We start from the raw sequence: 2364 nt of genomic DNA, 5'->3' as shown, positions 1-2364 counted from the left end.
CCGAACTTCCTACTTGTCGAATCAATAACACACTGAACTCGCTTCTGTTTGCGGCAAGCGAGGCTGGCGTTACTGGGTACGATCGGGGTTGCTACCGAGGAGTTCGAAGGCGCGTTGCTGGGTCGGGGTGGGCCTGGTGTGAAGGGTGAAGATGTATTTCTCGTTGAGCGCGGTGGTGGCCTGGATACGGCAATAGGTTGCGAGATCGGCAAGCAGGGTTTGGAAGCTGTGCACCGGCAGGCCGTCTTCGGTGCGTCCGGTCGTTTGCTTGCGGACGGCGGCGTCGGAGCGCTCGGCCTTGGCGACGATGCTGGTGCGCTTGGCGGCGGCGGCTTCGTGATCGGTCTCGTCGTAGAGCATCGGGGCGAGCCTGGCGCGCATGTGGTGCTCGACATGATAGGCGAGCATGCAGAGCATGACGTGGGCGCGTACGCGCGATGCGGTCCAGTGGAAGATTGGCCGCAAGTGGATGTCGAGGGTCTTGAGCGAGCGGAACGCCCGTTCGACCTTTGCGAGAGATTTGTAGGCGCCGACCGTTGCGGCATCATCGAGCACGCGTTTGGGCAGATTGGTGCGCACCACATAGATGCCGTCGAGGGCGGCCTCGGCCGCGATGGCGTCGGCATTGCGATGGAACGCGAAGCTCGTCTCGCCGATGTCGAGTGCGAAGTGCTTGGCCATCTTGTAGCGGTTGATGACGGCGCCGACCTTGAGGGCGATCTCGGCCTTGCCGCGCAGCGGCCGCTTGGGGCGCGCGACGGCGGCCGCGATGTCGGCGAGATCGCGGTCGGTCGAGGCCAAAAGGTCGAGGCGCTTGCGGGTACGCTCGCGGGCAAGATCGGGATTGCGGCAGACGATCAGCCGCTCGCCCGGATAGTCGGGCGACGTAATGGCCGCGATGTCGCGCTCATCGAACAACGACATCTGCAGGGCTCCGCTCTCGGTGAGTGCCCTGATGGCTGGGGCGCGCAATGCCGTGATCCAGTCGAGGCCGGCCGGGACGATCTCGGTGTCGAGGCGCGCCTGCGTCATCATCCCGCGGTCGCCGACCAGCACCACATGCTTGAGCTCGAAGCGCGCCTTGATCTTGTCGATCTGGGTGGCGAGCGTGCGCGGGTCGGCGGTGTCGCCCTCAAACACCTCAATTGCTACCGGGCAACCGTCCGCGGCGCACAGCAAGCCGTAGACGATCTGCAACTTGCCCTTCTTGCCGTCGCGATTGTAGCCAAGTCGGGCGAGTTCGCAGCAGCGCCCCTCCAGGTAGCTCGACGACACGTCGTAGAGCACCAGCGTGCCGTCGCGCAGATGCTTGCGCCCAAGTGCCTTCTCGATTGCCTGCTGGCGCTCGCCAAGCCAGTCGATGGCGGCATAGAGCTCATCCTCGTCGACGGCTCCGAGGCCGAGAACGTCACCGAGGCTGGACGTCGCGGTGGCCGGATCGAGCATGCGGGCGGTGGCGAGCTTCGAGGCTGGCGCGATCAGACGGGCCACGATCATCGCAATGACGAGATCGCGCGGCCGGTTGCCGGCGGGGCCGAGGATGCGATCGAGACCGATGTCGCGCAGCACGCCGAGCACGGCGGCGACATGGCCGTGCGGCAGGCTGCGGCGCATGATGATGCTTTCCTGATTGGCCGGCGCCACCTTGCCGCCCTTGAGCAGCGTGCGCAGGCCTTCAACGATCTCGGTCGGCCAATCGGAGAGGTTGGCGATGGTGCGCTTCTTGATCTTGCCGCCATCGCGGTAGCTCTCGCGCAGCAGGATCGCGGGCGGCGAGTTTCGGTTGGGGACCGATTCGATATACATGTCTCATGATCTAACAATCATTAGCAAAAATCAATAACAATATCATCATTTACATGGCTACATTTTATGGCCATTTCCCGGGAAACGCCTCTAAACTCAACGGCCTACAGTTTTCCCAAAAAGGAAGTTCGGATTAGCTTGAGCGTGCGGCTCAGACCCCTGAACCGCGCGCGGCCCCGGTCCTGCGCAAGCTCCTTATCAGCGCGGGCCGGGGCGCCCACCCAATAGCTAAGCGATGCCTCTCAAAAGCCAGATTGGAGTAAGGAATGTGGACCGCAGTGGAAAATTGCCGGTTGGGGCTCGTCTTGTCTTGCGTTCGCGAAGCCCTCGCGCAGATCGTCCGCGGCATGGTGCGAACCTTGAACAACAAGTGGTTCCCGGATGCTCATAATGACCCGGAGCGGAGTAATTGGTTGATTTAAGGATTGCCGCTGTCTTGTTTGATTTGCTGCAGCTCGCGATCTCGGGGCAGGTGAGGCCGAATCAACCAGCTCGTGCTGCCGCTCTCCTCCGCGACTCAGCATCTTCGATAGCCTCCGAGAGCGAATCGAGACCGCT

At 62.7% G+C, this 2364-nt stretch carries 1 protein-coding gene; it reads right to left on the bottom strand.

The window, feature by feature from the left end; translation table 11 throughout:
* Positions 1–69 precede the first annotated feature (69 nt).
* A complete protein-coding gene (locus VKR55_RS27405) occupies positions 70–1806 on the bottom strand; it encodes an IS1634 family transposase (protein ID WP_324408343.1) in 1737 nt (578 codons plus the stop codon).
* Between the last annotated feature and the right edge of the window lie 558 nt (positions 1807–2364).

This window comes from Bradyrhizobium sp. (assembly GCF_035309285.1).
Taxonomy (GTDB): Bacteria; Pseudomonadota; Alphaproteobacteria; order Rhizobiales; family Xanthobacteraceae; genus Bradyrhizobium.
The sequence above is the reverse complement of the archived record's forward strand: the minus strand, read 5'-3'. Positions and strand labels throughout refer to the sequence as shown.